The organism is Nostoc sp. 2RC, from assembly GCF_014222165.1.
Classification (GTDB): domain Bacteria; phylum Cyanobacteriota; class Cyanobacteriia; order Cyanobacteriales; family Nostocaceae; genus Nostoc; species Nostoc linckia.
In genome coordinates, this window is sequence record NZ_JACKZU010000502.1 from 1 (window position 1) to 4,616 (window position 4,616).

3 protein-coding genes are annotated in these 4,616 nt (G+C 38.3%); 2 read left to right on the forward strand and 1 reads right to left on the reverse strand.

The genetic code is table 11. The features are described 5' to 3' along the window. Nucleotides 1-471: 471 nt before the first annotated feature. Together GNE10_RS32195 and GNE10_RS32200 are read left to right on the forward strand one after the other, a co-directional pair. Nucleotides 472-939 (forward strand): hypothetical protein, encoded by a 468-nt coding sequence (locus tag GNE10_RS32195; RefSeq protein ID WP_185570034.1) that lies wholly within the window; start codon nt 472-474, stop codon nt 937-939. A gap of 386 nt (nt 940-1,325) precedes the next feature. Next, a complete protein-coding gene (locus tag GNE10_RS32200; RefSeq protein ID WP_185570035.1) occupies nt 1,326-2,768 on the forward strand; it encodes an NAD(P)/FAD-dependent oxidoreductase in 1,443 nt (480 codons plus the stop codon). A gap of 284 nt (nt 2,769-3,052) precedes the next feature. Here the strand turns inward: GNE10_RS32200 and GNE10_RS32205 are convergent, their stop codons facing one another. After that, entirely contained in the window at nt 3,053-4,255 is a 1,203-nt protein-coding gene (locus tag GNE10_RS32205; RefSeq protein WP_185570037.1) for a 3-dehydroquinate synthase, read from the reverse strand. Between the last annotated feature and the right edge of the window lie 361 nt (nt 4,256-4,616).

A 4,616-nucleotide genomic window follows, 5' to 3' on the forward strand; every position in this document is an offset into this window, starting at 1 on the left:
AATAATATGTATATATATAGGACTCATATTTGATTTGGAGAAATATACATAGGGGAGCCAGTCGTGTGGGCGGGTTTCCCGACTTGAACTAACTGTCGTTGCGTTAGCCTTTGGCGTCATGTACCAAAGGATTTAGGTGCGTTAGGCTACGCCATAACACACCCTACAGATAATAGACCTCTTACAAAAATGCTTTTTGCACTCTTTTGGGAAAAGGGAAAAGGTTAAAGGGGAAAGGGAAAATAGCAAACCTTTCCCCCTTTCCCCTGCCCCTTTTCCCGACTTTTGCAAGAAGTCTAATGAGATTTTTTCATAAATCAAATCAGACTCCTATAGCAATCCTATTTGAGTTTTGAAAAATATTAGTGGTGGCTGTTGACTGTAGTGAAATAACAGCCTGGGCAGTAAAATTTCACAAATTATTAAGGACGATTTTGACTATAAAATACCTAAATTTTGGAGGCAAAACCAATGATTCATCACATTTCCATTGCAGCCAATAATCCCCGTCATGTTGCCGAAGTTTTAGCTAAAATATTGGGCGGAAAAGTTGCTCCATTTCCTTCCCATCCTGGAAGCTATGTAGCAATAGCTATGGATGAGAAAGGCACATTAATTGAAGTTTATCCCCTGGGAACTGAGTTGATTCCTGGTGATGGCGAACAACAAGTTCAATTTCGTAAGAATCAAAATTATAGCCCATTTGATGCAGTTCACGCAGCAGTGAGTGTGTCTATTAGTGAAAAAGAGATTGAAGAAATCGCAGCTGAGGAAGGATGGCGGGTACTGCATTGTAACCGGGGTCAATTTGAAGTCATTGAATTTTGGATTGAGAATCGCTTAATGATCGAATTGCTCACTCCAGAAATTGCACCTCAATATCTCAATTTTGTTCAAAAGCGAAATTTAGAAAAGTTCTTTACTACTAGTGTTACTTAAATAGGGAGTAGGGAATAGAATTTACGTGAACAATATAGAACTGTATCCACGGATTTGAATGTCGTTAACTGTTATGAAAGGTTCGTAGTAAGCACTTTAGTGCTTAAAAATAAAGGACTAAAGTCCTTACTACGAACATTTTTCCCTACAAAATTAATGGGACAGACTACTAGGACTCTATCCACCAATTTGAATGTCGTTGACTGTTGACTGTCAAAGGTCAACAGCAGCAAGATTTCACTTTTTTATTTAGGACTGCTATATTCCCTATGCAAAGGGCTGGGTTTGATGATGTGTAAATGCGCGAACTGCCTCGCAGGGGTTGACTATTTTGTATTGTCTTGTTAAGTGTAGGAAAATAACAATCAAGCTCAATTAAATCTCAAATGTTTGATTTACAAATTCCTACAGCTATAGAAAAAAAAGCTATTGTTATTGGGGGAAGTATTGCTGGACTGTTGACAGCTCAAGTACTAACTAAGTACTTTCATCACGTTACCGTTATAGAGCGCGATCGCTTTCCCGAAAAACCAGAACAACGTCACGGTATACCCCAAGCTCATCATGTCCATGCTTTACTGATTCGGGGTCAGCAGATATTAGAGCAGCTGTTTCCTGGCATCATCGCAGAATTAACGAATTCAGGAGCGCCGATTTTAGACTCCATAGCAGATTGTCCTTGGCTGGGTTATAACGGTTGGGCACCACGCTTTCCTTCTCATTTAATTAGCTGCACTTCTAGCCGCAATCTTTTAGAGTGGACTATCCGTCGTCGTTTGGCAGCTAATGACCAAATTGAATTTGTGCAAGCAGCACAGGTAACTAACTTGCTGTCTAATGCCAACAAAACCACCATTACAGGAGTACGAGTCAGTTTTCGCAACGAACCCGAAGCCGAAATCCTCGCTAATTTAATCGTAGATGCCAGTGGTCGCAATTCTCAAACACCACAGTGGTTGGAGCAATTGGGTTATCAGCCACCGCAACAAACAGTTGTCAATTCTTTTTTAGGCTATGCCAGCCGTTGGTATCATCCTCCTGAGGGTTTTCAGGCAGATTGGAAATTTTTGTTAATCGCGTCGAAACCACCAAAAGATACTCGCAGTGCTGTATTGTATCCAGTTGAAGGTAATCGTTGGATTGTCACACTCGCCGGTGTAAGTCGAGATTATCCACCAACTGACGAAGCTGGATTTTTAGACTTTGCTCAGAGTTTGCGATCGCCTATTCTCTATCAAGCCATAAAAGATGCTCAACCCATCTCGCCCATCTACGGCTATAGGCGCACAGAAAATAATTTGCGTCACTACGAAAAACTTTCTCGATTACCAGAAGGTTTGATAGTAATAGGTGATGCTGTTTGTGCCTTCAATCCTGTTTATGGTCAAGGTATGACCACCGCTGCTTTGGGTGCTTTGACTCTGGATGAATGTTTAAGCAAACGATTATCTCAGCAATCCCAAGGTAATTTAATTGGTTTCCCACAATATTTTCAAAAGCAACTAAGAAAAGCCATTTCTGTACCTTGGTTAATGGCCACAGGTGAAGACTTCCGCTGGTCTGCTACCGAGGGAGGAAAACCCGATGTGATTAGCAAAGTTATGCAGTTGTATATGGATAGATTATTACTACTGCAAGCTAACAGTCCAGAAATTCATCAGCTTTTCTCGGAAGTGATAAATTTACTTAAACCACCTAGTGCGTTTTTTCAGCCAGGTATCCTCATGCAGGTTTTAAAGCAAATTATCAATTCCCATCCCCAATCAGATGAGCTTATTGATGGAAAAAATATTCCTAAATATCAGCCTTTGGTAATTCATAATTCCTAATTTATCACTCTAGAAATTAGAAAAAATAGGGTTGAAGAAGAATTCAGAAGTCAGAATTCAGGAATCAGAATTCAGAAGTCAGAATCAATTAATTCTGAGTAGCACCCGCCACTAATTGCACCCTGATAAGTTTTTAAGCCTGATAAATTTTTAAGTTAGCAGGGTGTAAAAACACAGTTTATTCATTCGCCACTCGCACATAATTCAATTTTGAATTATGACGACTGACGTACATATTCTGTTTGATAAATCTATTCCCTATTTTCTATTACCAGTAAGTCTTTTTAATGCAAAATTTCCCAATCTTGTAGTAAGGAAATAGCATCTTTATAGAAAGATAAATCCACTTCGTTGACTTCTATGCCTTGCCCGATTCCTTCTAGAAGGGTGATTGTTAATTTGCCTCCTAAATGTTCGCGGAATTCGGTAAGACCCCTAAATATACAGTTAGGATGGTCTGGATTATCTAGTTGTTCTTTTAGTGCCGATACATACAAAGTAAAGCCTAATTTTTTAAGTGTAACTAAAATTCTTTGCCACTCGGATTGTAAAAGTCGCCCTGTTAAATATGAATAAGTTGTATCCAAAGCAATGCCAATGGCCACAGCTTCTCCATGACGTAAACTGTAATTAGTTAAATGTTCTAATTTGTGAGCAGCCCAATGTCCAAAATCTAAAGGACGCGATGAACCCATTTCAAAAGGATCGCCACTTCCAGCGATATGTTCTAAGTGCAACTGCGAACAACGATAGATTAGTTTTTCCATAATTTCCATATCTCGATTAGCTAATCTATCGGCATAAGTCATAATAAAATTAAAGAAATCTACATCTTTAATTAGTGCGACTTTCACCGCTTCTGCAATACCCGATCGCCAATCGCGATCGTCAAGGCTAGTAATAAAATCAAAGTCATTTAATACAGCATAAGGTGGCATGAATGTACCAAGAAAATTTTTCTTGCCAAAGGCATTAATTCCATTTTTAACCCCGACACCAGAATCGTTTTGTCCTAATACTGTTGTCGGTACTCGTAGCAGCCGAATTCCTCGATGAGCCGTTGCTGCTGCGTATCCTGCCATATCTAATACGGCTCCACCTCCAATTGCTAATACGTAGGAATGACGACACAATCCAACTGCATCAATGCGCTGGTGAATTTGCTCTATAAATCTAGAATCGTTCTTCACAGCTTCTCCACCTGGAACGATGATTGGTTCGCCAGTCAAAGTAATGACATCTGCATAACACTGACCGTAAAGTGCTATTTTTTTGAGCAATGCATTTTGATAATTTAAAACTCCTTCATCTACCACTACTAGTACTCGTTTGGGAGTTATTTCCTCATTACCTGCAATCACTTGTGCCAATAAAAGATTATCTAATTCAAATAAACCCCTAGTAAAATGAACGTCATATTTGAAGCTTACTTGCACATATTGATTAATGGGTTGCAGATTCAGAGCAGTCTTTTGTTTAATAGCCATATCGAAATATTATTAGTTATTAATTAATTGTAAATTTAGGCAGTATTGGAACTCAGATGAGTAGCAATTTCCAGAATACAAATAAATTTGCATTTCAAAAATCACAATGATTACTAACTAATCACAGCTAGTAATTTATTGCTTGACAGCGCTATTATTCATTGTTGAATAAAGTTTCAAATTATGGTATTTGGCAAATTTCTGGATCGCTGTACTTAAATATATCTTAAACGTGATGTCTAAGTTTGACAGTTGGTATCACCATTATTACACAACAATGTAATTTTTTTCCGTAAGAAACATGAGGGTTTTATCAATTAAAAATCATATCTTTACAGTATCTTATTCAAATTCTATTTAT

What these genes read in the sequence shown, in the direction of transcription:
- GNE10_RS32195 (WP_185570034.1), top strand. Translation starts at nt 472, where the DNA reads ATGATTCATCACATTTCCATTGCAGCCAATAATCCCCGTCATGTTGCC.
- GNE10_RS32200 (WP_185570035.1), top strand. Translation starts at nt 1,326, where the DNA reads ATGTTTGATTTACAAATTCCTACAGCTATAGAAAAAAAAGCTATTGTT.
- GNE10_RS32205 (WP_185570037.1), bottom strand. Translation starts at nt 4,255, where the DNA reads ATGGCTATTAAACAAAAGACTGCTCTGAATCTGCAACCCATTAATCAA.